The 20,698-nt window shown below is 68.0% G+C and carries 17 protein-coding genes; 6 read left to right on the top strand and 11 right to left on the bottom strand.

The window, feature by feature from the left end:
• Positions 1-30: 30 nt before the first annotated feature.
• The 11 genes from AC1DGC_RS04500 to AC1DGC_RS04550 form a co-directional block, all read right to left on the bottom strand.
• Positions 31-2,745, bottom strand: coding sequence for a TcfC E-set like domain-containing protein (locus AC1DGC_RS04500; protein WP_478047297.1), 2,715 nt, complete (start codon positions 2,743-2,745; stop codon positions 31-33).
• A gap of 59 nt (positions 2,746-2,804) precedes the next feature.
• Complete coding sequence (locus AC1DGC_RS04505; protein ID WP_478047298.1) at positions 2,805-3,323, bottom strand: CS1 type fimbrial major subunit; 519 nt, start codon at positions 3,321-3,323, stop codon at positions 2,805-2,807.
• A gap of 734 nt (positions 3,324-4,057) precedes the next feature.
• Entirely contained in the window at positions 4,058-5,335 is a 1,278-nt protein-coding gene (locus tag AC1DGC_RS04510; protein ID WP_478047299.1) for a citrate synthase, read from the bottom strand.
• A gap of 354 nt (positions 5,336-5,689) precedes the next feature.
• Positions 5,690-5,950, bottom strand: a complete 261-nt coding sequence (locus AC1DGC_RS04515; RefSeq protein WP_259207440.1) for a type B 50S ribosomal protein L31 — start codon at positions 5,948-5,950, stop codon at positions 5,690-5,692.
• A 112-nt stretch (positions 5,951-6,062) separates the two neighbouring features.
• Positions 6,063-6,998, bottom strand: a complete 936-nt coding sequence (locus AC1DGC_RS04520; protein WP_478047300.1) for a nucleoside hydrolase — start codon at positions 6,996-6,998, stop codon at positions 6,063-6,065.
• A gap of 165 nt (positions 6,999-7,163) precedes the next feature.
• The gene (gene recG / locus AC1DGC_RS04525) at positions 7,164-9,275 is read right to left on the bottom strand and encodes an ATP-dependent DNA helicase RecG (protein ID WP_478047301.1); all 2,112 of its coding nucleotides are present in this window, start codon (positions 9,273-9,275) and stop codon (positions 7,164-7,166) included.
• 1 nt (position 9,276) lies between these two features.
• On the bottom strand, positions 9,277-9,669 hold the full coding sequence (locus AC1DGC_RS04530; RefSeq protein ID WP_259207448.1) for a RidA family protein: 393 nt from the start codon (positions 9,667-9,669) through the stop codon (positions 9,277-9,279).
• Positions 9,670-10,184: 515 nt separating this feature from the next.
• A complete protein-coding gene (locus AC1DGC_RS04535) occupies positions 10,185-12,344 on the bottom strand; it encodes a RelA/SpoT family protein (RefSeq protein WP_259207450.1) in 2,160 nt (719 codons plus the stop codon).
• Positions 12,345-12,562: 218 nt separating this feature from the next.
• Positions 12,563-12,862 (bottom strand): DNA-directed RNA polymerase subunit omega, encoded by a 300-nt coding sequence (gene rpoZ / locus AC1DGC_RS04540; RefSeq protein WP_005410877.1) that lies wholly within the window; start codon positions 12,860-12,862, stop codon positions 12,563-12,565.
• Between the two features lie 120 nt (positions 12,863-12,982).
• Positions 12,983-13,639, bottom strand: a complete 657-nt coding sequence (gene gmk / locus AC1DGC_RS04545; RefSeq protein ID WP_259207462.1) for a guanylate kinase — start codon at positions 13,637-13,639, stop codon at positions 12,983-12,985.
• The gene (locus AC1DGC_RS04550; RefSeq protein WP_259207463.1) at positions 13,636-14,496 is read right to left on the bottom strand and encodes a YicC/YloC family endoribonuclease; all 861 of its coding nucleotides are present in this window, start codon (positions 14,494-14,496) and stop codon (positions 13,636-13,638) included. Before AC1DGC_RS04550 ends, gmk begins: the two co-directional genes overlap by 4 nt.
• Before the next feature lie 119 nt (positions 14,497-14,615).
• On the opposite strand from AC1DGC_RS04550, the gene rph reads away from it, so the two are divergent.
• From rph to AC1DGC_RS04580, 6 genes are all read left to right on the top strand, one after another.
• Positions 14,616-15,344 carry a ribonuclease PH gene (gene rph, locus AC1DGC_RS04555; protein WP_259207464.1) on the top strand — a complete coding sequence of 243 codons (729 nt, stop codon included), beginning with the start codon at positions 14,616-14,618 and terminating at the stop codon, positions 15,342-15,344.
• On the top strand, positions 15,341-15,727 hold the full coding sequence (locus AC1DGC_RS04560; RefSeq protein ID WP_394164560.1) for a VOC family protein: 387 nt from the start codon (positions 15,341-15,343) through the stop codon (positions 15,725-15,727). The genes rph and AC1DGC_RS04560 overlap by 4 nt, the downstream gene beginning before the upstream one ends.
• Entirely contained in the window at positions 15,724-16,320 is a 597-nt protein-coding gene (gene rdgB / locus AC1DGC_RS04565; protein ID WP_478047302.1) for an RdgB/HAM1 family non-canonical purine NTP pyrophosphatase, read from the top strand. The genes AC1DGC_RS04560 and rdgB overlap by 4 nt, the downstream gene beginning before the upstream one ends.
• A 58-nt stretch (positions 16,321-16,378) precedes the next feature.
• Positions 16,379-17,602, top strand: a complete 1,224-nt coding sequence (hemW, locus tag AC1DGC_RS04570) for a radical SAM family heme chaperone HemW (RefSeq protein WP_478047303.1) — start codon at positions 16,379-16,381, stop codon at positions 17,600-17,602.
• A 274-nt stretch (positions 17,603-17,876) separates the two neighbouring features.
• The gene (locus AC1DGC_RS04575) at positions 17,877-20,345 is read left to right on the top strand and encodes a DUF1631 domain-containing protein (protein ID WP_478047304.1); all 2,469 of its coding nucleotides are present in this window, start codon (positions 17,877-17,879) and stop codon (positions 20,343-20,345) included.
• Positions 20,342-20,695 carry a PilZ domain-containing protein gene (locus AC1DGC_RS04580; RefSeq protein WP_259207472.1) on the top strand — a complete coding sequence of 118 codons (354 nt, stop codon included), beginning with the start codon at positions 20,342-20,344 and terminating at the stop codon, positions 20,693-20,695. The genes AC1DGC_RS04575 and AC1DGC_RS04580 overlap by 4 nt, the downstream gene beginning before the upstream one ends.
• Positions 20,696-20,698 lie beyond the last annotated feature (3 nt).

Here is a 20,698-nt window from a genome sequence, read left to right on the forward strand (position 1 = left end):
CGGCTAGGAAGAGAACAAGCAACGTGCCTCTCACAGCTGCGCCCTCCGCCCAGCCACCGACGGCATCTGCTCGCCCAGCTTCTGCTCGCGCAACAACCGCTGCACGCGTGCCTGCTGCTGGATCTTCGCCGGCAGGCGATCCACCGCCAGGGGCTGGCAGCGCACCGCGCCCACCAGGAACACCACGCTGCGTTGCTCGCGCACCTGCAGCGGGCATTCCATCAGGCGGCTTTCCTTCAACAGATACAGCGTTCGTTCGCGCTGCGGGAAATCGGCGATGAAGCCGCCATCGTTGCCAAGCGTGGGCAGCGGCGCGTTGAGAATCCGGGCACCCTGCAGGGCGATGCCCTCGTCGTCGTGGGCGCTGCCGATGAAGGTGTAGGTGAGGTCAAGTTCGATCGGCATCATCCAGATCTTTCCAGGGGGCAGGAACAGGTTCTGGCCGCTACCCTGGCCGTCCACGCGGACGGCGGCGGCGACATCGTGCGAGCTGACGTCCTGTACTTCTGCACGGGTAAGGGTGTAGGTGCTCAGCGGCAGCAGGCGGCGCTGGCCGAAGCGCAGCAGCTGGCGGCGGGCGCCGGCCACGCGCACTTCGGCCGCCTGGCCGTGCAGTTCCAGGTCTTCCGGGCTCTGCACCTGCACCGCGACTCCGGCACCGCTGCCGTATTCGCTGCCCCAGAACAGGCCCGAACGCCCCCACGCAAACGAGGAGGTGTGGGTGGCGGTGTAGGCCGTATCCGAATGCTGGCGGCTGCGGTAATGCGACACCGCCGCAGCGGTAGCGCCGTAGTCGTCCTGCTGGCGCAGGCTGCCGCTGGCGCTCTTCTGATCATTGCTGTAACCGCTGACCTCGCCGCCCAGCTCCCGGTAGCCGGTGCCCCACTCCCAGCGGCGGGTGCGGCCGATGCGGTAGCCGATGTCCGGCTGCTCGTCGCGGCCATGCTGCAGGTCCACGCCGATACGGTCCTGGCGGGTGGTCATGGGCGTACGCACCACGCGCGACACCGCCAGATTCAGGTACACGCCGGTATCACGGCGGGGCCCCTCGGTGGCGCCGGTGTGCTGGGTGAATGCACCGGTGCGCGTGGCGATGCTCATGCCGCGCCATTGGAAGGTGCGGCTGTAGCTGGCCTGCAGGGTGCGGCTGAGCTGGCCCTGGCGATCGCCGGGTTGCCAGGGCGCGATGGGCGGCAGACCGCCGTCGAACCACGGCACGTCATTGCGCTCGCGGCCCAAGGTATAGGTGGTACGCCGGGTGAAGCCGAAATAGAGGTTGCCGCCGGCCAGCGGTACGGACAGCGAGGCGCTCAACGCATCGCTGCAGCCCAGCGATTCGGGGTTGAGGTAGTTGCCGGTGCAGGCGCCACCGCGCATGCGCTGGTGGTAGACCGTGCCGGACATGCGGTGGCGGTAGCTCGCCTGCTGCTGCAGACCGCGGCTGCCGTCATCGCCGCGCAGCATGGCGCTGCTGCCGATGAATTCATGGGTGCCGAAGGCCTTGCGGCCCTCCAGGCGCAGCTCGCCATAGGCGACCTTGTCGACGATGGCGGAGCCGACCGTCATGGCCAGGTTGGGCCGCAGCGGCATGCGCAGGCCGGCCTGGACGGCACCCTCGTGGTGGCGCGCATCGCGCGTGATCAGGCGGCCGCCCTGCACGAACCACTGCACGCTGGTGTCATCCCAGGTAACGCCGGATTTGTTGAAGGGCGCATCTTCGGTACGCACCAGGGTGCCATCTTCGAAGATGCGCAGGCTGACGATGTAGCTGCCCGCCGGGAACCGCGTGGTATCGAGATCGTTGATGCCACTTTCCAGGTAGAACGTCTGCAGCAGGCGCTCGCCGTCATAGGCATCCACCCGGGCGTTGCGGCTGAGCAGCACGGTCAGCGGGCTGCCCTGCCCGACCACGGCCTGGTCGAGATACGCCTGTGTCGTTCCGAAGCGCGCGCCTTCGAAGCGGTCGAGCGGGAGCATGCCGAAGGCGAAGTTGCCGCCCTGCGAGCTGGACAGGTTGCGTCGATCCATGCGGCCGACCTGCACGTAATGGGTACGCGCGACGTCATGGCGCAGATAGAAATCGTTGAACGAAAAATCATCGCGGCTGCCATAGCCACGGTTCTGCTGGCGGTTGTAGTTCCAGTCCACGCCGACGTACGCGCTACGCAGCACGCCGACCGTGCCGTTGCCCAGCGCCGAGAGGCTCATGTGGCCGCTGCCACCGCTGACGTTGAGCATCTGCTGGTGGATGAAAGCGTTCTGCGCGCGCTCGTTGGGGCGGTGGTAGCGCTCGCGCTCCGGTCCTGCCGCCGGCAGCCACTGCCGCGCCGGGAAGAGATTGAGCACGCCTTCGCTTTCGTCGTGGATCACGCCCACGGTGGCCGGATCTTCCGGCGGTGCGAGATAGCCACAGCCCGCTTCCGGCGCCGTGTTCTGGCAGGCCAGGTGGCCATTGCGCGGCAGCGTGTGACTCAACGCAGGCGCAAGAACGGCCTTGGCATCCTCGCTGAGCTCCAGCGCGGCAAGTACCGGCTCAGGGTCCATCAGACGCACGCCTTCCGGCGTCACGAACACCGGCCACACCCCTGCCGAGCGCCCCATCAAGCGCACATCCAGGCGTTCGATCTGTCCGGCTGCAAGCTCTTCGAAGCCGGCCGGCACCGGCCGTGCGCACACAGGTGCACAGACCAGCGCCAGCGACAGCGCGATCGCAAGGCGTGAGTGGGAGAGTGGGTGTGTGTGCATGGCAGTTGCCCGCAGCGCAGCCGCCGCCCAGGGCGGCGACTGCACCGCTCAAGCCTGGATTACGACTTCAGCACCATGATGACGCTGACGATGCCCTTGTACTTGCCGCCGGTGGCGATGATGCCCGGGGTCTTCTGCTCGATGCGCAGATCCATCGCCTTGGAGGCGCCCGGCATGTCCGAACCCGGGTACAGCGTGGCTGCGGTGAAATCCTTGCCGGCGGTGCCCAGTTCGATACCGTTGAGGCTCACCGTCAGGTCCACCTTGGCCGCGGCGCCACCGGTGGATTCCGGCAGCAGGGCGGCGTCGCTGCCCAGGCTGACGGTGATGTCCTTGGCGATGTCGTTGGAGAACACGCGCACGCGCTCGCTCCACGGGGTCAGGCCAGCCGTAGCGGCGGTGCCCGGGCGGTAGGACATCTCGACCACGTCGGTCAGCGGGGTGCCGTCAGCCTTGAGCAGCGCCAGCGTCGGGTCGACGTCGGCCCACACGGTGATATCGGCCTGCACGGCATGGGCGGACATCGAGGCACTGGCCAACGCCAGAGCCAAGGCGGCCTTCTTGAAATGATTGAACATGATCGCTCCTTGGGGATTGGGGAGCCTCCACTCAGGAGGCGCTTTCGCCGCCGGCGGCCGACGATGAGAGCGCATTCATGTTAGTAATCAGTTCGTGCAGGCCCTATTCAACCATTCTTAAAAATCAATGGGATATGTCGTTCTGGAACCGACTTTGGGGTTCAGCGCCACTGCAATGAATCCGATGCGGCATTTTTGGGACGGCGTTGCGGGGGCGCTCGTAGAATGGCGGTGTTTTGCAGCGCAGGCATGACCGCTGATTCCGTCGCGGGATGACGTCTTTCAGCCGATCTCCATTTCAGTATGCGAAGGCTATTGAAGTGCATTCCGGCAAAGTGCGCAGAATCAGTGCAGCAGCACCGGATCTGCGCTAGCGCGCCCGTGCCATGCAGGCCGCGGGGACGGCAACGCATAGCCTCGCCCGACACGGGGTGCGTCGGGTATCAGGTTTCCTGCCGACGGCGTGCCAGTGCACATGCCACTCTCAGCGCAGCGCGAGGCCGCGGACGTGCTGCAGATCGCTATCGCGGCGCTATCCGATGGGTATCGACCGTGCCATGCCGTTCAACCGGCGTGTATGCCGCCATGGAGCGCCTGGGTAGATCGTCCGTGTCGATCTGCATCCCATCCCAATGCCGCTCCCGCCCCCGACGCGGACGACGGTGAGTCCGCGTCATCCAAAAAAAACGCCCCCTTGCGGAGGCGTTTTTTCATCGGCGGATCAACCGGGGCGATCAGCCCTGGTAGTCACGCACGTCGCTGCCGGTGTAGACCTGGCGCGGACGGCCGATCTTCATTTCCGGATCGACCTGCTGTTCCAGCCAATGCGCGACCCAGCCGGAGGTACGGCCCAGGGCGAACATGACGGTGAACATTTCGGTCGGGATCTGCAGCGCCTTGTAGATGATGCCGCTGTAGAAATCGACGTTCGGGTACAGCTTGCGGGCGACGAAGTAGTCGTCCTGCAGCGCGGCCTGTTCCAGCTTGACGGCCACGTCCAGCAGCGGATCCTGCACGCCCAGCTGCTTGAGCACCTTGCCGGTCATCTCACCGATGACCTTGGCGCGCGGGTCGAAGTTCTTGTACACGCGGTGGCCGAAGCCCATCAGGCGGAAGCCGGAGGTCTTGTCCTTGGCCTTGAGCACCGCGGACTCGACGTTGTCGGCCGAGCCGATTTCTTCCAGCATCTTCAGCACGGCTTCGTTGGCACCGCCGTGGGCCGGCCCCCACAGCGCGGTGACGCCCGCGGCAACCGACGCATACGGGTTGGCACCGGTCGAACCGACCAGGCGCACGGTCGAGGTCGAGGCGTTCTGCTCGTGGTCGGCGTGCAGGATGAACAGCAGGTCCAGCGCCTTGACCACGTCCTGGTTCAGCGCGTACTGGCCATCGGCGGACTCGAAGGTCTGCTTCAGGAAGCGGCTGACGTAATCCAGCGAGGTGTCCGGCTTGTTGGCCGGCAGGCCCTTGCCGTGGCGGTAGATCAGGGCCGACAGGGTCGGCACCTTGGCGATCAGGCGCACCGCGGCGTGGCGACGCTGTTCGGCGTCGGACAGGTCCAGCGAGGCGTGGTAAATGCCCGACAGCTGCGCGATGGCGGCGGTCAGGATGGCCATCGGATGGGCATCCTTGGCGAAGCTGCCGATCAGCGTGTTGATCGACGGATCCACATCGGCTTCGGCGGCCAGCTCGTCGGTGAAGGCCTTCAGCTGCTCGGCGCTCGGACGCTCGCCATTGATCAGCAGGTAGGCCACTTCGACGTAGCTCGACTTTTCAGACAGCTGCTCGATGGGATAGCCGCGATACAGCAGCACGCCCTTGTCACCGTCGATATAGGTGATGGCGGACTTGCAGCTGGCGGTGGCGGTGAAGCCGGAGTCGTACGTGAAGAGACCGGTTTCCTTGGTCAGCTTCGAGATATCGACGCAATCGTTGCCGAGCGTGGGTTTGATGACTGGCAGAACAACCGACTTGTCGCCGGCGTTGAGCGTGACCTGATCAAGATCGGACACTGTGTGCGCTCCTCGAGGGAAGGCGCCCGCCCAAGCGCATGGGGCAGGCACGTGAAGGAAGTCCACGATCGTTATCGTGGATCCCGCCATTATCGCACAGCAACATTTCTGCCGCCCTAGGACGGAAGTCGTAGACGCGGATACGGACCTGCGTCGGGTGCTTGCCGCCAGGCAGCGCAAGGGCTGCGGCGGATCAGGACGTTTTTGTCCGGACACACCGTTGCACCGGCCTGGCGACGTCGCCAGCTGGCGTTCAGATACAGAGGCGCAGCGACGCAGCCGCTCCATACGCCAGACAGCAAAAAACAACGGCCGCCAAGGCGACCGTTGTTTTCATGCAACTGCAGCGACAACTCAGGCTGCGGTCGGCGCCGGCTTGCCGAAACGCTTCTGGAACTTGTCGATACGGCCGCTGGTGTCGATGACCTTGTGCTTGCCCGTGTAGAACGGGTGCGAAGCCGAGGAAATTTCAACCTTGACGAGCGGGTACTCGTTGCCGTCTTCCCACTTCACCGTTTCCTTGGTGGCCATGGTGGAACGGGTCAGAATCTTGAAATCAGAGGTAACGTCGTGGAAAACCACGTCGCGGTAGTTCGGATGAATATCGGCCTTCATGGGCGCGCACCGTAATAAGGGCTGGTGGTCAAGAGCGGCATTATAGCCCCGGATGCCACCAAGGGCAAGCCGGGACCATCAGCCGTGCGAAAGGTCCGCCGCAGCGGCGCCGTCAGGCGCCGAGTGCCGCCCGGACCTGGGCTTCAAAACGCCCTTGGTCGTAGGCCATCAGCAGCTGGGTGTTGTCCGGCTGCCCGGTCTGGCGGTTCCAGTCGACAATGGTAGCACCTCGGCTGTGCACGCCGGCCAGTTCCACGTTCAGCGGGCGCGATTCGACCCGCAGCGCGCCTTCCGGCTGCAGCGCCCAGGCCATGGCCAGGGCATCGGCGGCAAACCAGCGCTCGCCGCGGCTGTCTTCGGACCACAACCGGGTCTGGCGCGAGATCAGCTCGTAGAAGCGGGCCTTGTCGGTATCGGCGGCCAGCCACTTCTCCACGTCGGCATGCAGCAGGCCGTGGGCGACGGTGGCTTCCCAGTCGGCCACTTCGATGTGCGGGAAGCCGGTGAACACCACGTGCGCGGCTTCCGGATCGAAGGCGATGTTGAACTCGGCCGCCGGGGTGATGTTGCCGTGGCAGGTGACCGCACCGCCCATGACCAGGAAGCGCTTCACGCGCTGCGGCAGGGTCGGGTCCATCTTGAGCGCCAGGGCCAGGTTGGTCAGCGGACCGAGCGCGACCAGGAACAGCTCGCCGGCGTACTGGTGCGACAGGCGCAGGATCGCCAGGGCGGCGTGTTCGGCCTCGGCCTGGCGCTTGGCGGCCGGCAGGTTCACATCGCCGAAGCCGTCGGCGCCGTGCACGTGGGCGGCATCGACCGACGGGTGCAGGAGCGGATCGGGGGTGCCGGCATAGACCGGCACGTCTTCGCGGCCAGCCACTTCGCACAGTTTCAGGGCGTTGCGGACCGTGTGGTCCAGGCCAACGTTGCCGGCGGCGATGGTCAGGCCGACGATGTCGTGGCGCTCATCGGCGAAGGCCATCAACAGGGCCAGGGCATCATCGACACCCGGGTCGGTGTCGATCAACAGCGGAATCTTCTTGCTCATCGTTGCCGTCTTGATAATCGGCAAGGGACTTTCGCACCCTGTCATGACAAATACAAGGCGGGGGTGACCGGGTGCCGGTGGCGCTGTCCAGGGCGGCTGCTTGGTTTGCCATGGCCGCGACCGGCGGGCCCGCTTCGCGGCCGGCAGGGAGCCAGGCGGCGGGCGCTATGCCGAGGCGTAGCGCACCGCCGTGCCGATCCAGCGGCGCACGATTTTGTCGGCCACGTCCGGGGCTTCGGCCAGCAATCGCTCGGCCAGGTCATGCACGCCCGGCAGCAGGTCCGCGTCGCGGGCCAGGTCGGCCATGCGGAAGCCGGCCAGGCCGGTCTGGCGGGTGCCCAGCAGCTCGCCGGGGCCGCGCAGTTCCAGGTCCTTTTCGGCGATCAGGAACCCGTCGTTGGTCTGGCGCATGGTTTCCAGGCGCTCGCGCGCCATCGCCGACAGCGGCGCCTGGTACAGCAGCACGCAGCGCGATACCGCCGAGCCCCGCCCTACCCGCCCGCGCAACTGGTGCAACTGGGCCAGGCCGAGCCGCTCGGCGTTTTCGATGATCATCAACGAGGCATTGGGCACGTCCACGCCCACTTCGATGACGGTGGTGGCCACCAGCAGGTCGATCTGGCCGGCCTTGAACGCCACCATCGTGGCCAGTTTCTCGCTGGCCTTCAGCCGCCCGTGCACCAGCCCCACGCGCACGCCCGGCAGCAACGCCTGCAGCGATTCGAAGGTGGCCTGGGCGGGCGTGGCGTCCAGTTCCTCGCTCTCCTCGATCAGCGTGCATACCCAGTACACCTGCTGCCCTTCGCGGCAGGCCAGGGCGATGCGCTGGATCAGTTCCGGGCGGCGGTCGTTGTTGAGCGCGACCGTCTGCACCGGGGTGCGGCCCGGCGGCAGTTCATCGATGGCCGAGACATCCAGGTCGGCGTACTCGGACATCGCCAGCGTGCGCGGAATGGGCGTCGCCGTCATCACCAGCTGGTGCGGCACGCTGCGCCCGTCGGCACCCTTGTCGCGCAGCGCAAGACGCTGATGCACGCCGAAGCGGTGCTGCTCGTCGACGATGGCCAGGGCCAGGTCCTTGAATACCACGCTGTCCTGCATCAATGCGTGCGTACCGACCACCACCTGCGCCTCGCCCGAGGCGACCTCGGCCAGCACTTTGCTGCGCGCCTTGCCGGTGACCTTGCCGGCCAGCCACGCGGTGCGCACGCCCAGCGGCTCAAGCCAGGCGCGCAGGTTGTTCAGATGCTGCTCGGCAAGCAGTTCGGTCGGCGCCGCCAAGGCGACCTGCTTGCCGCGCTCCACCGCCAGCATCGCGGCCAACGCGGCGACCACGGTCTTGCCCGAGCCGACGTCGCCCTGCACCAGGCGCAGCATCGGATGCGCCTTGCCCAGGTCCTTGCGGATCTGCTCGAACACGCGCTGCTGCGCGCCGGTGAGCTGGAACGGCAGGCTGTCGCGCAGTTGCCGGACCAGCGCGCCCTGCCCGCGCAACGACGGTGCGTGGTGCGCCTGCAACGCCATGCGCTGGCGGCGCAGGCTGAGGTGGTGGGCCAGCAGTTCTTCGATCGCCAGGCGACGTTGCGCGGGGTGCCGGCCCGCGGCCAGCGCGCCCAGGTCGGCGTCCGGCGGCGGGCGGTGCACGGTCAGCAACGCGCTGCGCAGCGAGGGCAGGCCCAGCCCGGACAGCCAGTCGGGTGGCAGCAGCTCCAGCGTGGACTCCTCCGGCAGCCGGTCCAGTGCGAGCCCGATGAACCGGCGCAGCGTGGCCGGGCCGACCCCTTCGATGGCCGGGTAAACCGGATCGAGGCTGTCGCCGAGTTCGTCGTCGTCGTTGCTGCCCATCACCCGGTAGCTGGGGTGGACGATTTCCAGCCCGAGATGCCCGGGCTTGGCGGTGCCGTAGCAGCGGATGCGCGTGCCGACGGCGAATTGCGATACCTGCTGGGCGCGGAAGTGGAAGAAGCGCAGCACCAGGGTGCCGTAGGATTCGTCTTCGAGGGCGACCTTGAGCACCGGCCGACCGCGGAAACCGCGCTCGACCGCGCTCACCCGCCCTTCCACCTGCGCCGCCACGCCCGGCTGCAACCGGGCAATGGTGGTCAGCCGGGTGCGGTCTTCATAGCGCAGCGGCAGATGCAGCCACAGGTCCTGCAACGAGGACAGGCCACGGGCCTCCAGCTTGGTGGCCACCGCCGGGCCGATCCCGGAAAGCATCGACAACGACGCTTCCCCGGCCGCGGCCAGTGCCGGTGCAGGAGCCCGTGACCGCGCCACGTCAGGCCTGGTCGAGCACCATCACCGCATCGACCTCGAAGTTGGCGGCCTTCGGCAGGCCGGACACTTCGATGGTGGAACGGGCCGGGAACGGGGCCTGGAAGTAGTCCTGCATGACCGCATTGACCTTGGCGAACTCGGCCAGGTCGGTCAGGTACAGGCCGAGGCGCACGATCTTGTCCAGCGAGCCGCCTGCTTCTTCGGCCACGGCCTTGAGGTTGTCGAAGGCGCGCCGCGCCTGGGCTTCAACGTCGCCGGCACCGACGATCTCACCGGTGGCCGGGTCCAGCGGGATCTGGCCGGAGAAATACACGGTATTGCCGGCACGCACGGCCTGCGAATACGGGCCGATCGCGGCCGGGGCCTTGGCGCTGGTGATGATCTGGCGGGACATGGACGCTCCACGGTTCAAAAGGGGGAGCGCAATTGTAGCGCCGAAGCCGCGATCGGGGCCGAGATCAGAGCCGTGATCAGAGCCGAGATCAACGCCACGATCGACCCGCGATCAATGCCACGATCGACCCGCGATCGACGCCGCGATCCACGGTAGAGCCGACCGTTGGTCGGCTGACTGGAGAATGACGAAGACGGTTGGCCGGCAGGCCGACCCTGTCGATCATCGCCGCGGGGTGCGCGGGTAGCCGACCAACGGTCGGCTCTACCGTGGGGCTCGTTGCCGCAGGGTGCGCGGGTAGCCGACCAACGGTCGGCTCTACCGTGGGGCGATCATCGCCGCGGGGTGTGCGGGTAGCCGACCAACGGTCGGCTCTACCGTGGGGCGATCATCGCCGCGGGGTGTGCGGGCAGCCGACCAACGGTCGGCTCTACCGTGGGGCGATCATCGCCGCAGGGCGTGCGGGCAGCCGACCGGCGGTCGGCTCTACCGACCGTCGTCTCACGGGACGCGGCTTATTGCCTGCGGACCGATTGCACGACCGACAACCGCCGTAGCCTGCGCATGACCTCGGCCAGATGGTTGCGGTCGCGGACCTGGATGTTGAACGCCAGCACCGCCGCGTTGAAATCGCGATCCAGGTAGTCCACCCGCTCGATGTTGGAGTGGCTCTGCGCGATCGCCGCCGCCAGCTGGGCCAGCACGCCGGTGCCGTTCTCCACTTCCACCACCAACGCGGTGTCGTAATCGCCGGACACGGTGGTGTCCCAGCCGATCGGCACCCAACGCTCGGGCGACTTGCGCAACTCGGCCAGGTTGGGGCAATCCATGCGGTGCACCACGATGCCCTTGCCGGCGGTGTGGTAGCCCATGATGTCGTCGCCGGGGATCGGCTGGCAGCAGTTGGCGAAACTGACCACGCCACGCTCGCTGCCGTTGATCAGGATCTTTTCCTGCGAATGGCGCGAATGCGCCCCGCCACGCAATTCGGCATAGGCCATGAGTGCCTGCGCGGCCTGGTTGGGCATCCAGTTGCCCAGTGCCACCTCGGCCAGCAGGGCCTCCAGGCGGGGATACCGGTGTTCGGCCAGGAACGCATCCAGGCGCCCCTTCGGCAGGCGCTCCAGCGAGCTGTCCATCGCCTCCAGCGCGCGGTCGAGCATGCGGTGGCCCAGCTGCACCGCGTCTTCGTGTTCCAGCTGTTTGAGCTGGTGGCGGATCGCGGTGCGTGCCTTGGAGCTGACCACGAACTCCAGCCACTGCGGCTTGGGCGTGGCCGAACGCGCGGTGATCACCTCCACCGTCTGTCCACTGACCAGCTTGGTACGCAGCGGCACCAGCTTCTTGTCCACGCGCGAGGCCACGGCCATGTTGCCCACGTCGGTGTGCACCGCGTAGGCGAAGTCCAGCGCGGTGGAATTGCGCGGCAGGGCCAGGATCTTGCCCTTCGGGGTGAACAGGTAGACCTCGTCCGGGAACAGGTCGACCTTGACGTTGTCCAGGAACTCCAGCGACGAGCCGGCGGCGCGCTGCGAGTCGATCAGTTCCACGATCCACGCATGCGCGCGGCTCTGCGCGCTGTTGGGCGAGTCGCCGCCGAATTTGTAGGTCCAGTGCGCGGCCACGCCGCGCTCGGCGATCAGGTCCATCTCCTCGGTGCGGATCTGCACCTCGATCGGCGACCCATACGGCCCGAACAGCACCGTGTGCAGCGACTGGTAGCCGTTGGCCTTGGGGATCGCGATGAAGTCGCGGAAGCGCCCGTCCAGCGGCTTGAAGGTGGCGTGCACCGCGCCGAGCGCGTGGTAGGCGCTGGGCACGTTGCGGACGACCAGGCGGAAACCGAACACATCCATGACCTGGTCGAAGGATTTGTTCTCGTCGTGCATCTTGTTGTAGATGCTCCACGGGGTCTTGATGCGGCTGACCAGGCGGTGTTCCAGCCCTTCCTTGGCCAGGCGCTGGCTCAGCTGCACTTCCACCTGCGCCATCGCCTCGCGGCGGACCACCGGCTGGCTGCGGATGTGTTTTTCCAGGATCGCGTGGCGCCAGGGGTACAGCGCCTTGAAGCCCAGGTTCTGCAGTTCGCTCTTGACCAGGCTCATGCCCAGCCGCTGCGCGATCGGGGCGTAGATTTCCAGGGTTTCGCGGGCGATGCGGCCGCGCGCTTCGCGGCTCTGCGCGCCGAGGGTGCGCATGTTGTGCAGGCGGTCGGCCAGCTTGATCATGATCACGCGCAGGTCGCGCGACATCGCCAGCAGCATCTTGCGGAAGCTCTCGGCGGCCGCTTCCTGGCGGTCGCGGAACTTCAGCTTGTCCAGCTTGGTGACCCCGTCGACCAGCTCGGCCACGGCTTCGCCGAACTCGGCGGCCAGTTCTTCGCGGGTCAGCGGCGTGTCTTCGATGGTGTCGTGCAGGATCGCGGCGATCAGCGCCTCCACGTCCAGGCCGAGCTCGGCCAGCACCTGCGCCACGGCGACCGGATGGGTGATGTAGGGCTCGCCGGACTTGCGGGTCTGCCCGGCATGCGCGGAGGCACCCACTTCCCAGGCACGGCGCAGCAACGGCAGCTGCTCGGGCGGCAGGTAATGCGCTGCGCGTTCGAGCTGGAGGACATAGTCGGGTACGGCCGCGCCGGGGGGCGTGGCGACCTTGGCAGTGGGGCCTGGGTTCATGGCTGGAAGACTATGCCAGCGGCGGGATAACGGCAAACATCTGAACAGGGGAATCGCCCCCGATGCGTCGCCCCGTGGTCATCGCCCGCCGGTGATCGCGGGGCGCGCTGCGGCGAGCGACCGTGATCGCGACGCAGCGTCACCCTGATGTGCCGCGCCCAAACGCAGAACAGCCCGCCAAGGCGGGCTGTTCTGGCAACAACGCACGATCGGGGCGATCAGTCGTCGTTCTTGGACATGTCTTCGTCGGCGACGACTTCGGCAGCGGCCCATTCCAGTGCTTCACGCTCGGCACGCTCGCGCTCGGCCTTCTCGACTTCGTCGATCAGGGCGTTGTCGATCTTGCGGGCGGCAATTTCGCGCAGCGCCAGCACGGTCGGCTTGTCTTCGGTTTCGCTGTTGTCCAGGGTGGCCTGGACGCCATTGGCCAGCTGACGGGCGCGCTTGGACGCCATCATGACCAGTTCGAAACGGTTGTTCACGACTTCCAGACAATCTTCTACGGTGATGCGGGCCATGCGGGCTCCCGGCAACCAGTGACGGTTGCTCAATCGAATGAGGGAAAGGGGACGGATTGTACTCGCGGGGGCTGGACAAAATCAAGCCAACCCGCTAGCACCCTCTTGGGAATCAGTCAGTTAGGGCTGATCCTGGGTCAACAGGGCCTGGATCAGGCCCGCGTGGCGGACCTTCTGGGCCTCCCGGCGCAGGCGGCTGGCGGTGAAGATGGCGCACAGTTCGTCCACCGCCGTCTCGAAGACCTCGTTGACGATCACGTAGTCGAAGTCGTTGAAGTGCAGCATCTCTTCACGCGCGGCGGCCAGGCGCTGGGCGATCACCGTCTCGCTGTCCTGCCCGCGCTTGCGCATGCGGTCCTGCAGCGCCTGCTTCGACGGCGGCAGGATGAACACGGTGACCGTGCCCGGCACCAGCTGACGGACCTGCTGGGCGCCCTGCCAGTCGATCTCCAGCAGGACGTCCTGGCCGGCGGCCAGTTGCGGCTCGACCGACTGCCGCGCGGTGCCCTTCCAGTCGCCGTGCACCCAGGCATGCTCGAAGAAGTCGCCGGCGGCGATCATCTGCTCGAACTCCTCGGCGCTGACGAAGTGGTAATGCTCGCCGTTGACCTCACCCGGGCGCGTGGCGCGCGAGGTGAACGAGATCGACAGCGCGATCTGCGGATCGCGCGCCAGGGTGGCATTGACGATGCTGCTCTTGCCGGCCCCGGAGGGCGCGGCCACGATGTACAGGGTGCCGCGCGCGGGCGCACCGACGGGCGTGGGCTGGCTGCTCATTCGATGTTCTGCACCTGTTCGCGGATCTGGTCGATCAGCACCTTCAGTTCGACCGCGGCGTTGGACGTGCGGCTGTCCACCGACTTGGACCCGAGCGTGTTGGCCTCGCGGTTGAATTCCTGGAGCAGGAAGTCCAGGCGGCGCCCGACCGGCTCGCGCTGGGTGAACACCCGGCGGATTTCGACGATATGGCTGCCGAGCCGGTCCAGCTCCTCATCCACGTCCAGCTTCTGCAGCCACATCACCAGCTCCTGCTCGGCGCGGCCGGGGTCGACCGGGTGCGGCAGGTCGGCCAGGCGCGCGGCCAGCTTGGTGCGCTGGCCTTCGCGGATCAGCGGAATCAGCGTGGTGACCTCGGCAGCGATGCGCTCCACCCCGTCCACGCGCTCCTGGATGGCCGCGGCCAGCTTGTCGCCTTCACGCTCGCGCGCGGCCACGAAGCCATCCAGGGTGCTCTCGAGCAGGGCCAGTGCCTCGGCCTGCAGTGCGGCGGCGTCCACCGCCTCGCCCTGCATCACGCCCGGCACCTGCAGCAGTTCGGTGAAGCTCACCTGCAGGCTGGGGAACCCGGCCGCCAGCCGCGTGGCCAGCTCCCCGAGCTGGCCCAGCAGCGCATCGTTGACCACCAGCGCGCCGGTGACCTCCGGCGCCCGCAGGCGCATGACCAGGTCGATCTTGCCGCGGCTGCAGCGCGCGGCGACCCGCTCGCGCAGCTGCGGCTCCAGCGCACGCAGTTCCTCGGGCAGGCGCACGCCCACCTCCAGGAACCGGTGGTTGACCGAGCGCAGCTCACAGGCCAGCGTGCCCCAGCGCGTGGCGCGCTCGCCGCCGGCATAGGCGGTCATGCTTCGAATCATGCGGGTTTCCGGTGCTCTCAAAGTGCAAATGGTACCCTAGCGGTCTTCTCAGAGCCTCCTCGCCTGCCGGTCCCCGGTCCGGGCGCGGCCCTGCATCCCCTGACTTACGGAAGCCAAGCATGTCCGATCCCCGTCCCAGCGGCCGCCAGGCCGACCAGCTGCGCGAAGTGCGCATCGAGCGCGCCTTCACCCGTCACGCCGAGGGCTCGGTGCTGGTCAGCTTCGGTGAAACCCGCGTGCTGTGCACCGCCAGCGTGGAAAACCGCGTGCCGGGCTTCCTGCGCGGCAAGGGCGAAGGCTGGGTCACCGCCGAGTACGGCATGCTGCCGCGCTCCACCCACACCCGCAACGACCGCGAGGCGGCCCGTGGCAAGCAGGGCGGCCGCACCCTGGAGATCCAGCGCCTGATCGGACGCACGCTGCGCGCCTGCATCGACCGCGGCGCGCTCGGCGAGCGCACCATCACCCTGGACTGCGACGTGCTGCAGGCCGACGGCGGCACCCGCACCGCCGCCATCACCGGCGCCTACGTGGCCCTGGTCGACGCGGTCAACTTCCTGCTCAAGCGCGGCGACATCAAGCGCAACCCGATCTTCGGCGCAGTCGCGGCCGTGTCGGTGGGCGTGTACCGCGGCACCCCGGTGCTGGACCTGGACTACGCCGAGGACAGCGACTGCGATACCGACATGAACGTGGTCATGAACGATGGCGGCGGCTTCATCGAACTGCAGGGCACCGCCGAAGGCCATGCCTTCCGTCGCGATGAACTGGACGCGCTGCTGCTGCTGGCCGAGAAGGGAATCAAGGACCTGTTCGCGGCGCAGCAGGCCGCCCTGGCGTCTGCATGAACCGTCGCATCGCCCTGACCACCCTGGTGGTGGCCGACTATGACGAGGCAATCGCCTGGTATACCGGCAAGCTCGGTTTCGCCCTGATCGAGGACATCGACCAGGGCGACAAGCGCTGGGTGGTGGTCGGACCGACCGACGGCAGCGCCGCGGCACTGCTGCTGGCGCGCGCCAGCACCGACGAACAGCGTGCGCGGATCGGCAACCAGACCGGCGGCCGGGTCGGCTTCTTCCTGAACACCGATGATTTCCAGCGCGACCATGCGGCCATGACCGCCCAGGGCGTGGAATTCCTGGAAACCCCGCGCGAAGAGGTGTACGCCACCGTGGCGGTGTTCCGCGACCTCTACGGCAACACCTGGGATCTGCTGGAGCCGAAATGATGAAACTGGTATTGGCCAGCGGCAACGCCGGCAAGCTGAAGGAACTGCAGGCCATGCTCGGCGACCTGCCACTGCAGATCGTCGCGCAGGGCGAGCTGGGCGTCAGCGACGTGCCCGAAACCGGCCTGACCTTCGTCGAGAATGCGCTGATCAAGGCGCGCCATGCCTGCCAGAGCACCGGGCTGCCGGCGCTGGCCGACGACTCGGGCCTGATCGTGGATGCGCTCGATGGCGCGCCCGGCCTGTACAGCGCGCGCTATGCCGGTAGCCCCACCAACGATGCCGCCAACAACGCCAAGCTGCTGGAGGCGCTGCGCGGGGTCCCGGCCGAACGCCGCACCGCGCGCTTCTACGCGGTGATCGTGCTGCTGCGCCACGCCGACGACCCGCAGCCGCTGATCTGCGAAGGCAGCTGGGAAGGGGTGATCCTGGACGAGCTGCGCGGCAGCCACGGCTTCGGCTACAACCCGGTGTTCCTGGACCCGGCGCATGGCCTGACCGCGGCGGAGATGGAGCCGGCGCAGAAGAACACCATCAGCCACCGCGCCATCGCCCTGCAGCTGCTCAAGCAGGCATTGCCCGCCTTGCTGTAATGCCCTCCCTGATGATGCCTGGAGAGCCGGCCCGCGGCCGGCACGACCGTTGAATTCCATGCCACAGCCACACGACCACTGCGACCACCTGCCCGGCGAACACTGCCCGGGCGACCACGATCACGCGCCGCGGCTGGTCCCGCCGCCGCTGTCGCTGTACGTGCACCTGCCGTGGTGCGTGCGCAAGTGCCCTTACTGCGACTTCAACTCGCACGCGGCCAAGGGCGAGCTGCCGTTCGAGGCGTACATCGACGCGCTGATCCGCGACCTGGACCAGGACCTGCCGCTGGTCTGGGGCCGGGTGGTCAGCAGCGTGTTCTTTGGGGGCGGCACCCCCAGCCTGTTCCCGCCCGAGGCGATCGACCGCTTCCTGCAGGCCGCCTCGGCCCGGCTGCGTTTCGCGCCCAACCTGGAGGTGACCCTGGAGACCAACCCGGGCACCGCCGAGCACGGCCGCTTCGACCGCTACCGCGCCGCCGGGGTGAACCGGATCAGCTTCGGCATCCAGACCTTCAACGACGAAGCGCTCAAGCGCCTGGGCCGCATCCACGACAGTGGCGAGGCCGAGCGCGCGGTGAAGCTGGCGCAGGACGCCGGCTACGACAACTTCAACATCGACCTGATGTACGCGCTGCCGCAGCAGACGCTTGCGCAGGCCGCGCATGACCTGGAGCGCGCCTTCGCGCTGCAGCCCACGCACCTGTCGCACTACCAGCTCACCCTGGAGCCGAACACGGTGTTCTTCGCAAAGCCGCCGCAGGGCATCCCCGACGAGGATTCGGCGTGGGACATCCAGGAACACTGCCAGCGGATGCTGGCCGAGGCCGGCTATGCGCAGTACGAGGTCAGCGCGTACGCAAAACCCGGCCGGCAGAGCCAGCACAACCTCAATTACTGGCGCTTCGGCGATTACCTGGGGATCGGCGCGGGTGCTCACGGCAAGATCAGCAGCGGTGCCGAAGAACACGTGCTGCGCCGCTGGAAACACAAGCATCCCCAGACCTTCATGGACACTGCCGGCAGCGCAGCCTCGATCGGCGGCGACGACGTGATCGATGCGCCGCGCCTTCCGTTCGAGTACATGCTCAACCTGCTGCGGCTGCATGAAGGCTTCACCCTGAAGGATTTCGAATCGCGCACCGGCCTGGAACGGGCGGCCATCGCCACGCCGCTGCAGGCGGCCATCGCGCGCGGCTGGATGACCCTGGACGGCGACCACGCCCGACCCACCGAGCTGGGCCGACGCTTCACCAACGACGTCGTCGAACTCTTCCTCCCGTAGAGCCGACCGTTGGTCGGCTGCTCCTGATCGTCTGCTCTTGATCGTCTGCCCCTGATCCCCTGCTCCAGATCCCCTGCTCCAGATCCCTGCGCCCGATCCCCTGAGTTGATCGTCTCCGCCCCTCGACTCCCGTCGGCGGCCCCGGATCCGCCGACGTGATCCGGCCCGGCAAGACCACGCAACGCAGCCGACCAACGGTCGGGGTATCCCTTCTGGCGGTGACCGGGCGAAAACGTTAGATTCTGTGCTCTCAGGGGAGCTGGAACTACAACGGATGTCTGCGTCCGCACCTTCATCGTCCCACGCCGATCCGGCCCGTTTCGCCCACGTGGCCGCACCGCCGCGCGTGCGCCGGCTGCTGGCAGCCCTGCATGCGCTGGCGGCGCAGACCCTGGCCAACCCGCTCAAGCTGACCATCGTGGAACTGGAACGCGAGCTGTTCCGCGACGCCGAACGGGCGCGCAACAGCCAGATCCAGGCCGACATCTACGCCCAGAGCCGGCGCCTGCACGAGATCAACGCCCAGTTCGCGCCGCGCTTCCTGGAGGAACTTGCCGAGACCCTGGCCAACCTGCGCCAGCCACGCGTGCGCCACGTGCCGGCCGTCTCCCCTGCCGCGATGTCGGCGACCACCCTCACCCTGGTGGCAGACACCGACATCGATCGCGACATCGTGCTGGTGGACATCATCCGCCGCGAATCGCAGCGCTCTGCCAGCGCGCTGCAGCTGCTGGGGCAGCGCTTCGGCGTGCTCGCCGCCGGGCCCGAATTCGACGTCGAGGACATGCCGTTCGGTCCGCAGGTGCTGTGCCGGATCGTGCGCGGCCTCGGCGAGCAGTTCGAGCTAGGGCTGGAAACCCAACTCGCGCTTTACCGCGTGTTCGACCGCCAGTTGATCGAGCGCCTGGGCGAGCTGCTGGAGCGCGCCAACATCCTGCTCGGCCACGAAGGCATCCTGCCCGGGCTGGTCTACACCCCGTACCTGGCGCGCTCGGCCACCACCCGCCGGATCGTCACCGGCCCCGAGCGCACGGCCACCCCGCGTGAAGGCGGCAAGGTGACCCGCCCGCTGACCGGCTGGAGCGGCTCGGCCCAAAGCGGCAGTTGGGCGGCCATGACCAGTGAAGCGATGGGCGACCTGCCTGCGTCACTGCGGCCGGCCGCCGCCGAGCCGGTGGCCGCAGCGGCGACCGCATCCCCTTCGTCCGGCGCGGACGCCGTGGGCGCCGCTGCCCAGGACCTGTCCGCGCCGGCCATGTCCGCACTCCACCAGTTGCTGGATGCCGCCCGTCACGCCAGTGCCGGCGGCACGCCCGGCGTCGCTGGCCAGACGGCGGCCGGCGGTCCGGCCGAGATCGGCGCGACCGCGCCTGCCCCCGGCCCATCCAGCGCCCCCGCGCCCGCCCCGGGCCCGCCGCCGGTCGCCGTGGCCAGCGAGGCAGTGCATGCCACCCTGGCCAAGCTGCAGGCGCAGAGCGTGGGCAGCGGCGGCGCGCGGCGCAGCATGGCTGACCTGCACAACGCGCTGCTGGCCCAGATGCGCGCCGACCATGGCCCGCAGGCCGCGCTGACGGTCAAGGACAACGACACCTTCGACCTGCTGGACATGCTGTACGGGCAGATCCAGCGCGAGGTCCGCCCGGACGCCGTGGCCGCCGACCTGCTGGCACGGCTGCAGGTGCCGGTGGCCCGCGCGGCCCTGTCCGACCCGGCCTTCTTCGTGCGCGACCAGCACCCGGCACGCGAGCTGCTCAATGCCGTGGCCGAGGCGGGCGCCAACTGGCTGGGCGAGGAAGACGTCGACCCGCAACTGGTGCAGAAGCTGGGCCGCGCGGTCGACCAGGTGGTCAGCGACTACCAGGGCGACGCAGCGGTGTTTGAAACCGCCAACGAGGATGTCCAGCAGCATTTCCGCGCCTTGGCGCACAAGGCCGAGCTGGCCGAGCGGCGCCACGTGGAGGCCGCGCGCGGCAAGGAACGCCTGGAGGCCGCCAAGCAACAGGCCGGGGCCAGCATCGAGCACCTGTGCGCCCGCGCCGAGCCGCCGCGCTTCGTGCAGTCGCTGCTCAAGCAGGCCTGGTCGGACGTGTTGACCCTGACCCTGCTGCGCCACGGCGACGATTCCGAGCAATGGCAGCAGCGCGAGCAGGAAACCGCACGCATCGCCGACGTCACCTGCCAGGCGCCGGGCAGCGCGCCCAGCGACGCCGAACTGGGCAGCCAGGTGGAAACCGCGCTGACCCAGGTCGGCTACCACCAGGACGAGGCGGCGGCGATCGCTCGCCGGCTGTCCACCCCCGGCGGCGAGGACGACAGCAGTTCGCGCACCGAATTGACGGCACGGATCCGCGCGCGCACCCGGCTGGGTGAGCAGGCCGAAGGCAACGAAGCGCGGAAGGTCGCGCCGCTGGCGCGCAACATGGCCGAAGAAGACTGCTACCGGCAGCTGCGTACGCTGCCGTTCGGCACCTGGTTCGAGTTCACCACCAACCAGCAGGGCGACCTGCGCCGCCAGCGCCTGTCCTGGTACAGCCTGGTCACCGACAACGCGTTGTTCGTCAATCCGCGCGGGCAGAAGGTCGGCGAACATTCGCTGGACGCGCTGGCCAGGCTGATGGCGCATGGCCAGGTCCGGCTCGTCAGCGAAGACAAGAGCCGCCTGATCGACCGGGCCTGGCAGGCCACGCTGCGCACGCTGCGTTCGCTGGCCGGCAACGCCCCCACCGTGGAGAGCGCGCAGTGAGCACCGATACCGATACCCGCCGGGCGCCGCGCCGCCAGGTCGCCGAACTGGTCCCCGTCACCGACATGCTGGCCGAGGCCGTAATCGGGCGCCTGGGCAATGTGTCCGAGACCGGCATGCTGATGCTGGCCTCGGTCCCGATGCACGAGGACGCGCTGTACCAGTTGCAGTTCGCCATCCCCGGTCCGCAGGGCCAACCGCTGGCGCTGGACGTGGGCGCGCACCTGCTGTGGAGCGAACAGACCCACGCCCCCGGCCAGGCCTGGGTGGGCTTCCGTTTCCTCACCCTCAGCCGCGACCATCGCGAACGCCTGCGGGACTGGATCGCACAGGAAACTTCGGCGGTCTGAGTG

The organism is Stenotrophomonas sp. 05N37 (genome assembly GCF_056397365.1).

Coding starts and splice junctions, on each gene's coding strand:
- rph (WP_259207464.1), top strand. CDS start 14,616: ATGTCCGATCCCCGTCCCAGCGGCCGCCAGGCCGACCAGCTGCGCGAA.
- AC1DGC_RS04530 (WP_259207448.1), bottom strand. CDS start 9,669: ATGTCCCGCCAGATCATCACCAGCGCCAAGGCCCCGGCCGCGATCGGC.
- AC1DGC_RS04560 (WP_394164560.1), top strand. CDS start 15,341: ATGAACCGTCGCATCGCCCTGACCACCCTGGTGGTGGCCGACTATGAC.
- AC1DGC_RS04520 (WP_478047300.1), bottom strand. CDS start 6,998: ATGAGCAAGAAGATTCCGCTGTTGATCGACACCGACCCGGGTGTCGAT.
- AC1DGC_RS04550 (WP_259207463.1), bottom strand. CDS start 14,496: ATGATTCGAAGCATGACCGCCTATGCCGGCGGCGAGCGCGCCACGCGC.
- AC1DGC_RS04500 (WP_478047297.1), bottom strand. CDS start 2,745: ATGCACACACACCCACTCTCCCACTCACGCCTTGCGATCGCGCTGTCG.
- AC1DGC_RS04575 (WP_478047304.1), top strand. CDS start 17,877: ATGTCTGCGTCCGCACCTTCATCGTCCCACGCCGATCCGGCCCGTTTC.
- AC1DGC_RS04535 (WP_259207450.1), bottom strand. CDS start 12,344: ATGAACCCAGGCCCCACTGCCAAGGTCGCCACGCCCCCCGGCGCGGCC.
- AC1DGC_RS04515 (WP_259207440.1), bottom strand. CDS start 5,950: ATGAAGGCCGATATTCATCCGAACTACCGCGACGTGGTTTTCCACGAC.
- rdgB (WP_478047302.1), top strand. CDS start 15,724: ATGATGAAACTGGTATTGGCCAGCGGCAACGCCGGCAAGCTGAAGGAA.
- AC1DGC_RS04505 (WP_478047298.1), bottom strand. CDS start 3,323: ATGTTCAATCATTTCAAGAAGGCCGCCTTGGCTCTGGCGTTGGCCAGT.
- gmk (WP_259207462.1), bottom strand. CDS start 13,639: ATGAGCAGCCAGCCCACGCCCGTCGGTGCGCCCGCGCGCGGCACCCTG.
- hemW (WP_478047303.1), top strand. CDS start 16,379: ATGCCACAGCCACACGACCACTGCGACCACCTGCCCGGCGAACACTGC.
- rpoZ (WP_005410877.1), bottom strand. CDS start 12,862: ATGGCCCGCATCACCGTAGAAGATTGTCTGGAAGTCGTGAACAACCGT.